The organism is Isoptericola sp. b515, assembly GCF_030588125.1.
Classification (GTDB): domain Bacteria; phylum Actinomycetota; class Actinomycetes; order Actinomycetales; family Cellulomonadaceae; genus Isoptericola; species Isoptericola sediminis.
This window is the reverse complement of the sequence record NZ_JAUQYR010000002.1, coordinates 91,015-106,813: the sequence shown is the minus strand read 5'-3', so window position 1 is coordinate 106,813 and position 15,799 is coordinate 91,015. Positions and strand designations below refer to the sequence as shown.

13 protein-coding genes are annotated in these 15,799 nt (G+C 74.9%); 5 read left to right on the top strand and 8 right to left on the bottom strand.

What is annotated here, in order from left to right; translation table 11 throughout:
* Nucleotides 1–59: 59 nt before the first annotated feature.
* The 7 genes from Q6350_RS06230 to mtrA form a co-directional block, all read right to left on the bottom strand.
* Nucleotides 60–1,643: a cation:proton antiporter family protein gene (locus Q6350_RS06230; RefSeq protein ID WP_304603350.1), complete on the bottom strand. Its 1,584-nt coding sequence runs from the start codon at nt 1,641–1,643 to the stop codon at nt 60–62.
* 57 nt (nt 1,644–1,700) lie between these two features.
* On the bottom strand, nt 1,701–2,927 hold the full coding sequence (locus Q6350_RS06225; protein ID WP_370375378.1) for a winged helix-turn-helix domain-containing protein: 1,227 nt from the start codon (nt 2,925–2,927) through the stop codon (nt 1,701–1,703).
* Nucleotides 2,928–3,177: 250 nt separating this feature from the next.
* Entirely contained in the window at nt 3,178–3,837 is a 660-nt protein-coding gene (gene hpf / locus Q6350_RS06220) for a ribosome hibernation-promoting factor, HPF/YfiA family (protein WP_305065971.1), read from the bottom strand.
* Between the two features lie 182 nt (nt 3,838–4,019).
* Entirely contained in the window at nt 4,020–4,781 is a 762-nt protein-coding gene (locus Q6350_RS06215; protein ID WP_305065794.1) for a ComF family protein, read from the bottom strand.
* A gap of 102 nt (nt 4,782–4,883) precedes the next feature.
* On the bottom strand, nt 4,884–6,620 hold the full coding sequence (locus Q6350_RS06210; RefSeq protein ID WP_305065793.1) for an LpqB family beta-propeller domain-containing protein: 1,737 nt from the start codon (nt 6,618–6,620) through the stop codon (nt 4,884–4,886).
* Entirely contained in the window at nt 6,617–8,344 is a 1,728-nt protein-coding gene (mtrB, locus tag Q6350_RS06205) for an MtrAB system histidine kinase MtrB (RefSeq protein WP_304603346.1), read from the bottom strand. Before mtrB ends, Q6350_RS06210 begins: the two co-directional genes overlap by 4 nt.
* A 22-nt stretch (nt 8,345–8,366) precedes the next feature.
* Nucleotides 8,367–9,047 carry an MtrAB system response regulator MtrA gene (gene mtrA, locus Q6350_RS06200; RefSeq protein ID WP_171247370.1) on the bottom strand — a complete coding sequence of 227 codons (681 nt, stop codon included), beginning with the start codon at nt 9,045–9,047 and terminating at the stop codon, nt 8,367–8,369.
* 115 nt (nt 9,048–9,162) lie between these two features.
* Between mtrA and Q6350_RS06195 the strand changes: the two genes are divergently transcribed.
* The 5 genes from Q6350_RS06195 to Q6350_RS06175 all read left to right on the top strand — a co-directional run bounded on the left by Q6350_RS06195 (nt 9,163) and on the right by Q6350_RS06175 (nt 14,782).
* On the top strand, nt 9,163–10,344 hold the full coding sequence (locus Q6350_RS06195; RefSeq protein ID WP_304603345.1) for a glycerophosphoryl diester phosphodiesterase membrane domain-containing protein: 1,182 nt from the start codon (nt 9,163–9,165) through the stop codon (nt 10,342–10,344).
* Nucleotides 10,345–10,373: 29 nt separating this feature from the next.
* Nucleotides 10,374–10,991, top strand: coding sequence for a DUF4129 domain-containing protein (locus Q6350_RS06190; protein WP_305065792.1), 618 nt, complete (start codon nt 10,374–10,376; stop codon nt 10,989–10,991).
* Between the two features lie 2 nt (nt 10,992–10,993).
* Nucleotides 10,994–12,229 carry a DUF4350 domain-containing protein gene (locus Q6350_RS06185; RefSeq protein WP_304603343.1) on the top strand — a complete coding sequence of 412 codons (1,236 nt, stop codon included), beginning with the start codon at nt 10,994–10,996 and terminating at the stop codon, nt 12,227–12,229.
* A 152-nt stretch (nt 12,230–12,381) separates the two neighbouring features.
* Complete coding sequence (locus Q6350_RS06180) at nt 12,382–13,410, top strand: MoxR family ATPase (protein WP_304603788.1); 1,029 nt, start codon at nt 12,382–12,384, stop codon at nt 13,408–13,410.
* 1 nt (nt 13,411) lies between these two features.
* Nucleotides 13,412–14,782: a DUF58 domain-containing protein gene (locus Q6350_RS06175; RefSeq protein ID WP_304607161.1), complete on the top strand. Its 1,371-nt coding sequence runs from the start codon at nt 13,412–13,414 to the stop codon at nt 14,780–14,782.
* Nucleotides 14,783–14,791: 9 nt separating this feature from the next.
* Here Q6350_RS06175 and Q6350_RS06170 read toward each other — a convergent pair whose 3' ends face one another.
* A complete protein-coding gene (locus Q6350_RS06170) occupies nt 14,792–15,781 on the bottom strand; it encodes a stage II sporulation protein M (protein WP_305065790.1) in 990 nt (329 codons plus the stop codon).
* Between the last annotated feature and the right edge of the window lie 18 nt (nt 15,782–15,799).

Below are 15,799 nucleotides of genomic sequence, written 5' to 3'. Positions count from 1 at the left end.
CACGGCCCCGGTGGGCCGGGTTCGCGACCGACGAACGACCCGCCCCGGCGCCGGAGGCCTCAGCGTCCCGTCGAGAGCACCTCGGCCGCCCGGTCGGCAAGCTCGGCACCGGCCGCCCCGTAGATGTGGAACACCGCGTGCGCCCCGTGGCGCCGCAGCTCCGCGACGTCGTCGTCGTACCGGGCGATCGCGGCGACGTACCCCTCGAAACCGGCCTCCTGCAGCCGCGAGAGGGCGATGAGGTTGGCGTTGTGGAACGGCATGGCCAGCACGGCGAGGCGGACGTGCCCGGCCCGTTTGACACGGGCCCAGAACTCGACGTCGGTGGCATCGGCGCGGACCACCTCGAAACCGTCGCCCTGCAGCGCCGTGACGCGTTTGAGGTCGTGCTCGACCCCGACGACGCGCAGGCCGTACTCGTCCCGCAGGCGGGCGCAGGTGGTCGAGCCGACCCGGCCCAGTCCCATGACGAGGGCGTCGACGTCGCCGATGTCCACGACGCGGTCGTCCATGTGCAGCCGGGACGGGTCCTTCGGCGGCAGGAACCGGGTGAGCCAGGAGGCGATCTCCACGCCCCGGCGGTTCACCGCCGCGGAGAGCGCGAAGCTCGCGGCGACCGCCAACGAGATGACGACGAGCCAGTCGTCGTCGACCATGCCCACCTCGACGCCGACGGCGACCACGATGATGCCGAACTCGGAGTAGTTCCCGAGCACGAGGCCGGTCAGGAACGACGTGCGACGACGGAGCCGCGCCATCCACAGCAGCACGGCGTACCCGGCGGCCTGCAGCGGCAGCATCAGCAGCAGCAGGAGCGCCAGGCCGACGTGCTGCGGCTCCGGCGTCCCGTGCAGCCCGATCTCGAGGAAGAACGCGACGAGCATGACGTCCTTGAACGTCATCAGCGACCGTGACATCTCGCCGGCGCTCGGGTGGGAGGCGAGGAGCGCCCCCATCACCAGCGCGCCGACGTCCCCGGACAGCCCGAGGTGCTCGAAGAGGTAGAACCCCGGCCCCAGCGCCACCGCGACGCCGAAGATGGCCTGGAGCTCGCCGTGGCCGACACGCGACCACACCGCGTGCAGCACCCGGCGCCCGGGGATGAACAGCAGCAGGGCCACCGCCCACGGGCTGGGCGGGCGCCCCTCGGCGATGGCCAGGAACGTCACGGCGACGACGTCCTGGATGACCAGGATGCCCACGGCGATCCGTCCGTACAGGCTCGTCGCGTCCGACCGGTCCTCGAGCACCTTGACCACGAAGACCGTCGAGCTGAAGGACAGTGCGAGCCCGATGAGCGCGATCGTGCCGAACCCGTCGCCGGCGACGAGCGCCATCCCCGCCGCGGCGAGCACACCCAGGAACCCGATGCCGAGGGCCACCGAGAACACCATGTGGCTGACCGTGGTCAGCCAGATCTCCGGGCGGACCAGCGAGCGGACGTCCAGCTTCAGACCGATGGTGAACAGCAGCAACGCCACACCGACCTCGGCGATCGTGCCGAGACCGGGCAGCTCCGGGGCACCTGCCGCGCCGAGGGCGAAGCCGGCCGCGAGGAAGCCGACCAGGGGAGGCAGCCGCACGAGGGTGGCGACGACACCACCCACGAACGCCACGCCGAGGTAGAGAGCGAGCGTCTCCACGGGCACCTCCTCCCCTGTAGCCGCCGATCCTACGGTCCGTGGCGGCCCCGTGGGTCGTCAGTCCGGCGTCGTGCCCCGGATCGTCGCCCGCAGCGCGTCGGACAGGTCGCCGGGCGGCTCGACGACGACGTCGTCGAGACCCGACCACCCGGCGAGCGTCCACAGCTCGTCGGCGAGCCGGCCAGGGGTGTCGGCTCCCGTGCCGCCCGTGCGGTGGCTGGCCGCCACGCGCAGCACGCGTCCGCCCCGGTCGGCCTTGAGGTCCACCATCGCCGAGATCCGGTCTCCCTCGAGGAACGGCAGGACGTAGTAGCCCAGTCGCCGTCGGTGCGCCGGGGTGTAGATCTCGATCCGGTAGAAGACGTCGAAGAGGGACTGCAGGCGACGCCGCTCCCAGACCAGTGGGTCGAACGGGCTCAGCAGCGCCGCACCGTCGGCGCGGCGCGGGACGACGGCGTCACGGTGGCGGTAGGTGGGCTCGCTCCAACCCTGCACGTCGACGGGCACGAGGGTCCCGTCGTCGACCAGCTCCGTCAGCGCCCGGGCGGCGGCCGGTCCCCGCAGCCGGAAGTAGTCGCGGAAGCACCGGGCGGTGCCGACACCGTGCGCCCGCGCGCCCAGCTCCAGCAGGCGACGCACGGCGACGTCGTCGGGGACGGGCGGGGCGTTCCGCACCGCCGGCGGGAGCACCCGCTCGGCCAGGTCGTAGCAGCGTTCGAAGGACTCGGTGCGCCGGGCCGAGAGCACCTCACCGGTGAAGAACATGTACTCCAGGCAGCGCTTCGCCACGGACCAGTTCCAGCCCCAGTCCTCCCGGGGCCGGGACCCCGCCCGTCCGGCGGACTCGAGCTCGGCGTGGATGCGACCCGCGGTGACGGGCCCGAGCTGGGTGACGAGCGACCGCACCAGGTCGAGCTCCACCGGGTGGGCGTGCGCGGTCGCGGCGATGACGCCCCAGGCCTCCTGCTGCGCCGCCCGGCGCCGCCACGCCAGCAACGGATACGTGCCGACCGGGACGTACGACGCCTCGTGGGCCCAGGTCTCGACCAGCCGCCGCGGTGAGCGTCCGCTCGCCCGGTCGAGCAGGCCGGTGTCGTACGGCCCGAGCCGGGAGTACAGCGGCATCAGGTGTGCGCGGGCGAGCACGTTCACCGAGTCGATCTGGAGCAGGTTGAGCCGGTCGACGGTGGCGGTCAGCCGGCGCATGGTCACCGGCGCGTCCCGGCGCGGCCGGTCCAGCGCCTGGGCGCGCAACGCGACCCGGCGCGCCTGTGCGTTGGACATCGTCTCCACGGTCGTCATCCTGCCCGTCGACCCCGACAGGCACACGCCGCGCCGTGCCGACCCGCCAGGATCCATCCTGACCCGGGGGAATCCGTCCTGACTCGACCAGACACGTCCTGACCCGCGAGAAACGGCGGTGACCCGCCGCGGAGCGTCCCGCGCCGCGCGACGCGTCGAGATGCGGGGACGCGACGGGGCCCCGGGCACGATCGTCCTCGTGCCCGGGACCCCGTCGGTCCCGACCGGTACCTCAGGTGAGCGCGGTGACCGGTGCGGCCGCCGCGCAGGTGGTGTCCAGCTCGATCACGCCGTACGACCACCCCCGGCGCCGGTAGACCGCCGCGGGCCGCGCGGACTCCTTGTCGATGAAGAGGAAGAAGTCGTGGCCGACGAGCTCCATCCGCTCGACGGCGTCGTCCACCGTCATCGGCTCCCCGTGGTGCAGCTTCTGACGGATCACGACCGGCGAGTCGCCCAGCTGGTGCTCGACGGAGTCACCGGGCGTCTCCAGGACGGCGGGCTCGGGCTCGGAGCGCTCGGCCAGCACCTCGTCGACGGTGCTCGGGTCGGCGAACGGCCGCGCGTCCTCCGCGCCGCGGCGGCGGTGGTCCTTCTTGTGCCGGTCGCGAGAACGCCGCAGACGCTCACTGAGCTTCTCCATCGCGAGGTCCAGGGCGGCGAACCTGTCGTCCGCCGCCGCCTCCGCGCGGATGATGGGCCCCTTCGACCGCACCGTGAGCTCGACCCGTTCGCTGACGTCCGACAGCCGGGGGTTGTTCTCGTGCGTGACCTCGACGTCCACACGGCGCGTGTTCGGCGAGAGCTGGGTGACCTTGGTGAGCTTGTCCTGGACGTGCTCCCGGAACTTGTCCGTCACGTCCGTGTGCCTGCCGACGACGGCGATCTCCATCGTGTCGCTCCACTTCATCAGATGGCCGCCGCGCCTCGCACGGTCGGCCGGATCGGGCTGTCTGGGCACCGTTGCCGGTGCCGGGTGGGCACCACCTCCCGGGTGCCGGGCCGCTGCCCGGTCCGCTCGTGCGATGCGACGTCCGTCCCGCTGGTGCGGTGGGGCGTCGTCGGGTTCTCACATTAACCCCAAGGTGACCCGAGGGTGAACTGCTGGCGAGGATCCGTCGTCGCACGTCGGTCGGAGCTTCCGGGCGGCGGTGTCGCCGCCAGCACGAACGCGCCGACGACGGCCCGGCCGGCCCGCTCGAGAACCTCCTCGGCCGCGGCGAGCGTCGCGCCCGTGGTGAGCACGTCGTCCACGAGGACGCACCGCCGGATCGCTCGTGAGGGCCGCTCGCGCAGCACCAGGGCGGACGCGAGGTTCCGCCCGCGCTCCCGCGCGCCGAGTCCGACCTGGTCGCGGGACGGGCGGCGACGCAGCGCGGCGACCGGCACCGCACGCACACCGCCGACGGTCAGCCCCCGGGCGACCGCCGCGGCGAGGGACCGCACCGGTTCCCGTCCCCGACGCCACCGAGCCCCTGGCGACGAGGGCACCGGCACCACGGCGAGGGGAGCACCCGTGGCGACGGCGGCGAGCCGCGGGGCGGTGCGCGCGGCCGCCCGCGTCAGGGCCGGCCGGAACAGCCCGTCGAGATCGGCCCGGCCGTGGTCCTTCCACGCCACCACGATCGCCCGGACGTCGTCGGTGCCGTCCGCGAGCGCCCAGACCGGCAGCGGAGCGCGGCCGTCACACCGGTCGAGCCGGGGAGCTCCGCCCTCGGCGCGCCACGGAGCGCCCCCCACGGCCGTGCGGGCGCACGGGTCGCACCAGCGCACGTCCTGTCTGCCGCAGCCGGGGCAGGCGACGGGGACGACCAGGCGGGCGAGGGCGGTGAGCACCCGGCGGACGATGCCACCCACGACGGCCCCGCCACGCGGCGTCGGGGCGCGCAGCGGCGCCCCCGCGGACTCCCGGCTCCTGGGGGTGACCGGAGGGCGGCCTCAGCCCGGGTACGCGACCGCGACCACGTCGCCGGACACCGAGGGCCACAGCGCCGAGCTCTGACGCGTCTGCAGCACACCGCCGGTATCGAGGACCAGCATCGGGCTGGCCCCGACCGCGGAGGCCACGTGGACGGGTTCGCCCGGGGTCACCAGCTCGCGTGCCCCGGCGTCGGCGGTGCCCGCGAGTCCCCCGATGCCGGCGAGCGAGAGCACCTGGCTCCCGTCCGGGGCACGTCCGAGCAGCACGACGGTGGTCTCGTCGGACCAGTCCGCCGCGGAGACCGAGGGCACGGGTGCGCCGATCCGCCACGGCGTGGACAGCCCCGTCGGGACGTCCTCGGCGTCGCGCTGGATCGCCGCGGCCCACACCTCCCGGCCCTCCGGCCCCTGGACGACCAGCACGACACGTGCGCCCTCGGGCGAGACCCGCACGGAGCGCACCCGGCGGTCCACCAGCCACTCGACGTCCAGGCGGGACGAGGCACCGGCCTCCCGCACCACCCACAGCTCGCCGTCGACGGCCGTCCACACGGTCCCGAAACGGTCGACGGACGGTGGCAGGACGCCCTCGCCGCGCAGCAGCTGGACGGGCTCGGCGTCGGCGGCCACCCGCAGGAGACGGTCGTCGCCGTCCCGCACGACGACGGGGAGGTCCCCCGGGCCCGCGCCGACCGCCGTCAGGTCGAGGCCGGCGGTGACCGGCGGCTCGGTGAGCTCGACCAGCTCGGTGCCGGACACCCTGCGCAGCTGTGGTCCCTCGTCGCCCCGGTCGACGACGGCGAGGGCGTCGCCGATCGTGACGGGCCGGGACGGGGCGTCGCTCGCCTGGACGGCGAGCGGGTTGTTGCCGTCCGAGAGCTCGACGCTGCGCCCGTCGCCCTCCCGCAGGGTCTCCTCCAGCTGGGCCACGAGCAACGACCGGTCCTCGGCGGGCGCGGCGGAGATCGCCGAGGTGACCGACACGTCGATGACGCCCCGGTCGTCGACGCTCACCGAGTCGATCGCCAGCGTCGTGCCCTCCGGCACCACGGACACCACGGACTGCTGCAGCGGTTCGGGAGGACCGGCGAGGATCTCCTGGGTCGCGGCCGTGCGCCAGGACTGCTCGGGGTACCAGCGCACGTCCGGCACCCACCAGCGGCGGTCCGGCGTCGGGTAGTACAGGGTCGTGCGGTGGAACGCCTCCGCGAGGAAGTTGGCCAGCACCAGCAGGCCGTCCTCGAGCCCGGTGATGCGCCACTCGCCGTCGGTGCCGCGGGACAGGTCGTAGGAGAGGTCGACAGCGCTCGGTTCGGGCAGCTCGGTGTACGCGCCGGTCTCGTCGATGCTGGCGGCGACCAGCGCCTCGCCGTGGACCGAGGTCGTCGCCGAGGCGTCGTCGTACTCCTCGACGGTCCAGTCGGGGTACTCCGTGAGCACCAGCACCGGTGCGCTGTGGTTCCACTGCGACCAGGCGACGGGCGTCAGGTACTCCCGCGCGACGGCGAACGTGTTGGCCGAGGCCGGGCCGAACTGCGCCACGGAGACGAAGTCCTGGACGATCTGCTGCGGGTCCGCGCCCGGTGACGGCCCCTGCACGTTGAAACCGACGTCGACCGGGGTGTCGACCCGGACCTCGCCCTGCATGACGTCGCCCGAGGTCGGCATCGACGCGCAGCCGACGAGGGCGAGCGCCGTCGCGACGAGGCCCGCCAGCGCGGCCGCGGCCCTTCGTGGTGTCCGGTGCACGGTCATGGGGTCTCCTCGTGGCTCGCCGAGAGGTCGGGGATCGCCGTCGGCGTCGGTCCGGTCGGCGGGTTGACCACCGGGACCTGCCCCGTCTCCAGCGGCCGCTCGCCCGAGCGGTCGGGTCCCTCGAGGGGCAGCGGCGACCCGGTCAGCCGGATGCCGGCCCGGCGCGGCAGCGTGAGGCGGAAGCTGGCCCCCGCGCCGGGGCTGCCCCAGGCCTGCAACCGGCCGGCGTGCAGCCGGGCGTCCTCCTGCGAGATGGCCAGGCCCAGCCCCGTCCCGCCCGTGGTGCGCGCGCGGGCGGGGTCCGCGCGCCAGAACCGGTCGAAGACCCGGTTGAGCTCGTCGGGGGTCAGTCCGATCCCGTGGTCGCGGACCACCACGGCGACCGCCTCGTCGTCGCCGCCCACCGTGACCTCGACGGGGTTGCCCTCGGCGTGCTCGACGGCGTTCACCACCAGGTTGCGCAGGATGCGCTCGACGCGGCGCGGGTCGATGTCGGCGCGGACCGGCTCCCCCGGCATGTCCACCGACAGGAACACACCCTTGCTCTCGGCCAGCGGGGCCGCGGTGTCGACGACGGCGGTCACGACGTCGCGCAGGTCCCGGTGCTCGACGTCCAGCACCGCCGCGCCGGCGTCGAACCGGCTGATCTCCAGCAGGTCGGTGAGCAGCTCCTCGAACCGGTCGAGCTGGGTCTGCAGCAGCTCCGCCGACCGCCGGGCGGCCGGGCCCAGGTCGTCGCGGGCGGCGTAGATGACCTCACCGGCCATCCGCACGGTGGTCAGCGGGGTCCGCAGCTCGTGCGAGACGTCGGAGACGAACCGGCGCTGGGAGGTCGACAGCTCCTCCATACGCGCGATCTGGTCCTCGAGGCTGGCGGCCATCTCGTTGAAGGTCCGCGCCAGGGTGGCCATCTCGTCCTGCCCGCGGGAACCGGGCATGCGCACGTCCAGGTGTCCCTCCCCGAGCCGCGACGCGGCGGTCGCCGCGCGGCGCACCGGCGCCACGGTCTGGCGGGTCACGGTCCAGGTGAGCAGCCCGATCATGGCGATGATGACCGCCGCCCCGATCGCGAGGGTGCGCTGCACGAATCGCAGGGTCTCCTGCTGGGAGGCGAGCGAGTACAGCGCGTACAGCTCGTAGGTCCCCGCCGAGGCCAGCTCGACCGTGGTGCCGAACACGACACCCGGCTCGTCGGCCCCGGACTCGCTGTACGCGGCCGGGATGAGCACCGACTGCAGCACGGGACCGTCGGTCGTGAGCGTGGCCTCGCGCAGCGCGGGGCTGACGACGTCCCGCACGGAGAGGTCCTGCCGGGACGACGGGTCGACGAGCGGCAGGCTCTGGTCCGGCGCCTGGCGCAGGAAGTAGTCCTGCGCGCTCGAGCCGATCGCGCTGAGGCCGAGGATCACGTCGCGCAGCAAGGACTGCTGCTCCCCGATCGTCGTGGCCGTCGACGCGCTGAACCGCGACTGGGTCTCCTGGACCAGCGCGGCGTTCTCCGCCTCGATCTGCTCGATGCGCTGCTCGAACAGCCCGTCCCGGATGGAGTCCGACAGGAACAGCCCCAGGACCACGACCACCAGCACGCCGAGGGCGAGCGCGGTGGTGACCACGCGGACCTGCATCGAGGAGCGCCAGCGCTGCACGAGCGAGCGCACCCCGGCCACGAACGGGTTCTGCGGATCGCCGGAGGGGGCCTCCGCCGCGGTGACGTCGTCGGGCACGGCCGAGCGACCCGCCGGCTGTTCAGCGGGCGGCACCGGCCTTGTAGCCCACGCCCCGGACCGTCTGGACGACCTCGGGGTTCTCGGGGTCCTTCTCGATCTTCGACCGCAGCCGCTGGACGTGGACGTTCACCAGGCGGGTGTCGGCGCTGTGGCGGTAGCCCCAGACCTTCTCCAGGAGCACCTCACGGGTGAAGACCTGCCACGGCTTGCGGGCCAGCTCCACGAGCAGGTCGAACTCCAGCGGCGTCAGGCTGATGCGCTCGCCGTCCCGGGTCACCGCGTGCCCGGTGACGTCGATCTCGACGTCACCGATCTTCAGCCGCTCGGGACCCGGCTCGTCGGAGCGGCGCAGCCGGGCCCGGACCCGCGCGACGAGCTCCTTGGGCTTGAACGGCTTGGTCACGTAGTCGTCGGCGCCGGACTCCAGGCCGAGCACCACGTCGACCGTGTCCGTCTTGGCCGTCAGCATGATGATGGGCACGCCCGACTCGCCGCGGATCTCCCGGGCGATCTCGATGCCGTCCTTGCCGGGGAGCATCAGGTCGAGCAGGACCAGGTCGGGTTGCATGGACCGGAACTGGCCGATGGCCTCGTCACCGTCGGCGCAGAAGCTCGTCTCGAACCCCTCCGACTCCAGGACGATGCCGATCATCTCGGACAGCGCGGTGTCGTCGTCGACCACCAGGACACGGGACCTCATGGCGACAGTCTGCCAGGTGGCGCGGACAGGCACGTCGGGGCGCGCCCGTGGAACCCTGGAGGCTATAGGGTCGGTGGCGGTCCCGCACCGCCCGTGTCTCGTCCGAGGAGTCCACATGAGCTCGCCCGACCAGCCGACCCCGCCCTCGGGCTGGGGCGAGGCGCCGCGCCCGCCCGCGTACGGGCAGTACGGCCCGGGCCAGTACGGCGGCGGGTCCGGTCAGTACGGCAGCGGGACGCAGGCCACGCCGCCCTCGCCCTACGGTCCGGCGGCGAGCAAGCCGGGCGTGGTGCCGCTGCGCCCGCTGTCGCTCGGAGAGATCTTCGACGGGTCGTTCTCCTCGGTCCGGCACAACCCGGCCGTCATGCTCGGGCTGGTCAGCCTCGTCGTCGTCATCGCCACGGCGGTCGGCACGATCCTCGCCCAGGTCGCCGTCCCCTGGCTGACCGGCCAGATCGGCGCGCTGCCGGCCGAGGACCCGGAGCTCGGGATGCTGTTCCCCGACGCCGGTTCCCTGGCCCAGGTGATCGCGATCTCCGTCGGCATGTCGCTCACGCTCGTCGTGGCGCAGCCGATCGCCGAGGGCGTCGTGACCGTGTCCGTGAGCCAGTCGGTGATCGGCCGCAAGCTGTCGGTCGGGGAGGTCTGGACGCGGGTACGGCCCCGCCTCGGCGTCCTCATCGGCTGGATGGTGCTGCGCACGATCGGTCTCTTCGTCGGGTACGTCGCCGTCGTGGTGGTCGGCGTCCTCGTCGTGGTCGGCACGAACGCCGCCACCGGGTCGACGGGCGCCACGGTGCTCGTCGGCCTCGCCTGCCTCGCCGCGGTCGTCGCCGGGGCGCTGTGGCTGTGGGTCCGGCTGCTGCTGGTCGCCCCGGCCCTCGTCCTCGAGGGGCGGGGCCTGGGCCGCACGCTGGCCCGTGCCTGGCGACTCACGCGCGGCAGCTACTGGCGCATCCTCGGCACCATCCTGCTGGCCAGCATCATCGCCTTCCTGGCCGGTCAGGTCGTCGGTGTCCCGCTCGCCTTCGCCGGCCAGTCGATCGACGGCCCCCTCGTCTTCGGGTGGGGCTACCTCCTGGCCACGGTCCTCGCCTCGGTCCTGTCGACCCTCATCTACCTGATCTTCGTCTCCGGCGTGGTGGCACTGGTCTACACCGACGTGCGGATGCGCCGCGAGGGTCTCGACGTCCGCCTCGCGCAGGCGGCTGAACGCGCCGCGGCACCGGAGGGGACGGGCCCCGGCGGCCCGACGGCACCGGGCACCCCGCCTCCGGGGCCCGCCGGCCAGTGGTGACCGGCCACACCGCGGCGGTCCTTGCCGAGGTGCCCGTCGACCCCGACCGGGAGACGGCGCGTCGCTGGCTGGTCGAGGAGCTCGCGCGGCCCGAGTACGCGCAGGACCAGTCGTGGCTGATGCGCCTGCTGGAGTGGTTCCTCGGGCTGTTCGACGGCGTCGGTGCCGTCGACGCCGACCCCCTGGTGCTCGCCGCCGTGATCGTCGCCGTCGCCGGCGTGGTCGTGGGGGTCGCCTGGTGGGTCGCCGGCCCCGCCCGGCTCCGTCGCCGCTCCGCGGCCCGCTCGGTCGTCGTGCACGAGGACGACACCCGCACCGCGGCCGAGATGCGCCGGGCGGCCGACGACGCAGCCGCCCGGAAGGACTGGGACACCGCCGTCCTGGAGCGTTTCCGCGCCGTCGTGCGCGTCCTCGAGGAGCGCGCCGTGCTGGACGAGCGCGCCGGCCGGACCGCCCAGGAAGCCGCACGGGACGCCGGCGACCGCGTGCCGGACCTCGCCGACCCGCTGGGAGCCGCCGCCCGGCTGTTCGACGCCGTCTGCTACGGCCACCGGCCGGCGGGCCGCGCCGACGACGACAGGCTGCGCACCCTGGACGAGCGGGCGTCCACCGCACGCCGCGCCCCGACGACGGCCGGTGCCTCGTGACCGTGCCCGCGACCGAGACCACCGGGACCTGGACGTCCACCGCCACCGGGGACGGCAGCACGCTCGGCTCCCGCACCCGGCGACGATGGCGCCGGGTCCGCTGGACGCTGCTGGTGCTGCTGAGCCTCGCGGCGCTCGTGGCCGTGCTGGCCCTGCTGCGCCCACCCACCTCGACCACGCCCTACGACGTCGAGAACACCCGGGACGACGGCTCCCGGGCGCTGGCCCAGGTGCTGCAGCAGCAGGGCGTCTCCGTCGTCCAGGTCGACCGTGTCGACGACGCGGTGGCCGCGGCCGGTCCGGGCACCACCGTGCTCGTCCCGCCGTCGCCCTTCCTGCGTCCCGAACAGGCGGAGCTGCTGGCCACGGCCGCCGGCGACGTCGTCGTCGCGGAGGCGGGGCGTGCCCTGCTGGAGGCCGTGTCCGGCGGGACCATCGCCCTGGACGAGCAGGCGTCGGCTCCCGAGGCTCCCCGACCCGCCGAGTGCGACGCACCGGCCGCCGTCGCCGCGGGGCCGTCCCGGCTGGCACCGGGACTCCTCGTCGCCGGCGACCTGGTGGCGGGCTGCTGGCCCGTCCCCGACGGACGCCAGGTGGCCCTGGCCACCACGGTCCGGGACGGCCGGTCGGTCACCGCCGTCGCCGACGCCGCCTTCCTGCGCAACGGCGACGTCCTGACCGACGGGAACGCCGCGCTCGCCCTGCACCTGCTCGGCGCCCAGGAGCGACTGGTCTGGCTGGTCCAGCACCCCGCGGACGACAGCGCGCTCGGGGGCACGTCGCCGAGCGGCCCCGGCGCGCCCGGCGAGGGTGCCGGGCTGCTGGACCTCGTGCCGCCGTGGTTCGCGGCCGTGGCGTGGTGGGCCCTGCTGGTGGCGGCCGTCGCCGCGGTCTGGCGCGCGCGTCGCCTCGGCCCGCTGCTCGTCGAGGACCTGCCGGTCGTGGTGCCGGCCGCGGAGGCGACCCGTGGACGCGGGCGGCTCTACCGGCGGGCCCGGTCCCGCGGGCACGCGGCGGCGGCCCTGCGCGCGGCCACCGCCGACCGGATCGCTCGCCGCCTCGGGTTGCCCCGGTCCGCCGGGGGCGACACCGTGGTCGCCGCCGTGGAGCGTGCCACGGGCCGCGACCCGCACGACGTCTCCGCCCTGCTGTACGGATCACCCCCGGCCGACGACGTGGCGCTCACCGAGCTCGCCCGCCGGCTCGACACCCTGGAGAGCGAGGTTCACCGACCGTGACCCACCCCGACGAGAACCTGTCCGCCGGCACCCCGCGGGAGCACCCGGTCGAGACCGCCGAGCCGAGCCCGGACACCCCCGGCACGGAGTCCCCGGCCCCCGGCACGGACTCCGACACCCTCGCGCCGGGCGCCGACCCCGGCGGCCGCGAGGTGACGTCCCCCGACGGGCCCGACGACGCCCCCACCCCGGACCGGGCCCCGGCCAGCGGCCCCGAGACCCCGGAGCCGTCGCTCGAGCTGCGCCGCGCCCTGGCGGCCGTGCGGACCGAGGTCGGCCGCGGCGTCGTCGGCCAGGACTCGGCGGTGACGAGCCTGCTGATCGCCCTGCTGTGCTCGGGCCACGTGCTGCTCGAGGGGGTGCCCGGGGTCGCCAAGACGCTGCTCGTGCGGTCGCTGGCCGCGGCGCTCGACCTGGACTCCAAGCGGGTCCAGTTCACCCCCGACCTCATGCCCGGCGACGTCACCGGATCGCTGGTGTACGACGCCCGCACCGCCGAGTTCTCGTTCCGCGAGGGGCCGGTGTTCACCAACCTGCTGCTCGCCGACGAGATCAACCGCACCCCGCCGAAGACCCAGGCCTCCCTGCTCGAGGCCATGGAGGAGCGGCAGGTCTCCGTCGACGGCACTCCGCGGCACCTGCCGGAGCCGTTCGTCGTCGTGGCCACGCAGAACCCCGTCGAGCACGAGGGCACGTACCCGCTGCCCGAGGCCCAGCTCGACCGGTTCCTGCTGAAGGTGCTGCTCCCCCTGCCGGAGCGGGACAGCGAGATCGAGGTCCTGGCGCGGCATGCCGCCGGGTTCGACCCGCGCGACCTGGCCGCCGCGGGCGTGCACGCCGTGGCCGGCCCGGAGACCCTCGCCGCGGCGCGCGCGGAGGTCCGCCAGGTCGAGGTCGCCCCCGAGGTGCTCGGCTACGCCGTCGACGTGTGCCGCGCCACCCGGCAGTCGCCGTCCCTGCAGCTCGGGGTCTCCCCCCGCGGTGCGACCGCCCTGCTCGCCGCCTCCCGCGCCTGGGCCTGGCTGTCGGGCCGGATGTACGTCACGCCCGACGACGTCAAGGCCCTGGCCTTCCCGACGCTGCGGCACCGGGTCCAGCTGCGTCCCGAGGCCGAGCTGGAGGGTGTGACCGCCGAGTCCGTGCTCGGCACCGTGCTCGCCGCCGTCCCGGTCCCGCGCTGACATGGTGCTCACCTGGCGCGCCGTGGTGCTGGCGGCGGTGGGCGCCGTCCCGGTCGCGCTGTGGCCGGTGCCGGGGGTGGTGCTGGTCTGGCTGCTGGTCGTGGCCGCCGTGTGCGCTCTCGACGTCGCGCTGGCCGCCTCGCCCCGGCAGGTCACCGTGCAGCGCACGGTCCCGACGTCGGTCCGGCTGGGCACGCCGGTGGACTCACGCCTGGTGGTGACGAACGCCGCCGGGCGGCGGCTGCGCGCCGTCGTCCGCGACGCCTGGCCGCCCTCGCTGGCCGCGCGGGACGACAGCGGTTCGCGACAGACCCACACGGACCCGTCCCGGCCGGTCCGTGACGCCCGGCACCCGGTCGACCTCGCTCCCGGCGACTCCGTGCGGCTGCGCACGCCGCTGCTGCCCACGCGCCGCGGCGACCGGCACGCCGGACCGGTCACGGTCCGCACGCTCGGGCCGCTCCGGGTCGCCGGCCGACAGGCTGCGATCCCCGTGGGCGGCCGCGTGCGGGTGCTGCCGGAGTTCACCTCCCGCCGGCACCTGCCGAGCCGTCTGGCCCGGCTGCGGGAGATGGACGGTCGCGCCGCCGTCCAGGTGCGCGGCGAGGGCACGGAGTTCGACTCGCTGCGCGAGTACGTGGTCGGTGACGACGTCCGGTCCATCGACTGGCGCGCCACCGCGCGGGGCGGCGACGTGGTGGTGCGCACCTGGCGTCCGGAGCGGGACCGCCGTGTCGTCGTGGTGCTGGACACCGGCCGGACCTCGGCGGCGCGGATCGGCACCGTCGACGACGGGTCCGTGAACGTCGGCGGCACCCGCCTCGAGGCGAGCGTGGAGGCGGCCCTGCTGCTGGGCGCGCTGGCCGACCGGGCCGGCGACCGCGTCCAGGTGCTCGCCTACGACCGCACCGTGCGCGCCCGGGTCGCCGGGGCCTCGGGGCCGCGGCTGCTGCCCGCGATGGCCGACGCGCTGGCCGGCGTCGAGCCGGTCCTGCTCGAGACGGACTGGACCGGGCTGGTGGGCCAGGTCCGGGCTCGGGTGAGCCAGCGCTCGCTCGTGGTGCTGCTCACCTCGCTGGACCCCGCGGCGGTGGAGACCGGCCTGCTGCCCGTCGTGGACCGGCTCACCGGGACCCACCAGGTCGTGGTGGCGGCCGTCGCCGACGCCGACGTCACGACGCTGGCGGCCGGCCGGGACACCGTCGAGGAGGTGTACGACGCGGCTGCGGCCTCCCGGGGGGACCTGGACCGGTCCGCGGTGGCGGCGGTGCTGCGGCAGCACGGCGCCGAGGTGCTCGAGGCCCTGCCGGACCAGCTGGCGCCGCGCCTGGCCGACACCTACCTCGCGCTCAAGGCCGCCGGGCGGCTCTGAGCCGCCGGGTCAGCCGGCGGTGGGCAGCACCGCGCCGGCGCGGTCGGCGTCGAGGTCGCCCGTCTCCCCCGCGGCCACGGCGCGGCGCCCCAGGACGAGGAAGTACGCGAGGAAGGCCGCGAGCGCGAGCGCTCCGATCGTGATCTTCAGCCACCACGGCAGCGCGGAACCCGTCACGAAGCCCTCGACCAGTCCGGACAGGCCGAGCGCGGCGGCAAGGCCGACGACCACGGTGATCATCGAGCGCCCCTCGGCGGCGAGCGCCACGACCCGCCGCCGCGGGCCGGGGTCGACCCAGGTCCAGAACAGCTTGAGCCCGGCGGCACCGGCCACGAAGATGCTGGTCAGCTCCAGCAACCCGTGCGGGGCGATGAGCTGCAGGAACAGCGGCAGCTCGCCGTGGGCGGCCATCATGCCGCCGGTGGCCCCGATCTGGACCGCGTTGTTGCCCAGCACGAACACCGGGAACACCCCGGTGATGCCGGTCGCGATCGTCTGGGCGGCGATCCAGGCGTTGTTGGTCCACACCATCGCCGCGAAGGAGAGCTGCGGGTCGTAGTAGGACGCGAACGCCTCGTCGACGTACTGCTGGCGCTGGGAGGGCGTCCCCATCGCCGCGAGCGCGTCGGGGTCGACGGCGACCCAGACCCCGGCGGTGACGGCCACGGCGAGGAAGGCGACGGTGACGGCGAGGATCCACCACCGGATCCGGTAGAGCGCGGCCGGGACCGACACGACGGCGAACCGGACGACGTCCGACCAGGCCGGCTCGTGCGAGCCGGCGATCTTGGTGCGGGCCCGGGTGAGCAGCTCCGACAGCCGGGTGACGGTCGCGGGGTCCGGTGCCGCCGACCGCACCGTGGACAGATGGGTGGCGACGGCCTGGTAGAGGCGGACGATCTCGTCCGCCTCGGCACCGTCGAGCCGCCGGCGCTTCGACAGCTCCGCCAGGCGGTCCCACTCCGGGCGGTGCACGGCGGTGAAGGCGTCCAGGTCCACGGCCGATACCCTGCCACA

Excerpts from the sequence above, each read along its gene's own strand:
- hpf (WP_305065971.1), bottom strand. The coding sequence starts at position 3,837 with ATGGAGATCGCCGTCGTCGGCAGGCACACGGACGTGACGGACAAGTTC.
- mtrA (WP_171247370.1), bottom strand. The coding sequence starts at position 9,047 with ATGAGGTCCCGTGTCCTGGTGGTCGACGACGACACCGCGCTGTCCGAG.
- Q6350_RS06225 (WP_370375378.1), bottom strand. The coding sequence starts at position 2,927 with ATGTCCAACGCACAGGCGCGCCGGGTCGCGTTGCGCGCCCAGGCGCTG.
- Q6350_RS06195 (WP_304603345.1), top strand. The coding sequence starts at position 9,163 with ATGAGCTCGCCCGACCAGCCGACCCCGCCCTCGGGCTGGGGCGAGGCG.
- Q6350_RS06175 (WP_304607161.1), top strand. The coding sequence starts at position 13,412 with ATGGTGCTCACCTGGCGCGCCGTGGTGCTGGCGGCGGTGGGCGCCGTC.
- Q6350_RS06210 (WP_305065793.1), bottom strand. The coding sequence starts at position 6,620 with ATGACCGTGCACCGGACACCACGAAGGGCCGCGGCCGCGCTGGCGGGC.